This window comes from Lysinibacillus sp. UBA6686, assembly GCF_002455205.1.
Classification (GTDB): Bacteria; Bacillota; Bacilli; order Bacillales_A; family Planococcaceae; genus Lysinibacillus; species Lysinibacillus pakistanensis.
Genome location: NZ_DKJS01000033.1, coordinates 22,077 through 22,376, shown reverse-complemented (window position 1 = coordinate 22,376; position 300 = coordinate 22,077).

Genomic DNA, 300 nt, shown 5'->3' with positions numbered 1-300 from the left:
AACCATTGCTCATAGTATTTTCTATCGGCATTTCACATAAATATGTAGTAATAATTTGAAGTCTTAACCATCACTATTTTGCGCAATAGTGAAGCTTGGATAACATTTTTCTATGCGAAGACAGAGTGACAGCAAAAAGTGGCTTTATGTAAAGCAACAAAGTGATTCTATACATAAAGTGTAGGACAACAACTATAGAATATCCATTTAATGATGGTGGGTAATATACTTTTACTTTACTTTTGATGGAAGTAAATATTAAAAGTTCTACACTATTATTGATTGGAGTGCAAGGCTACT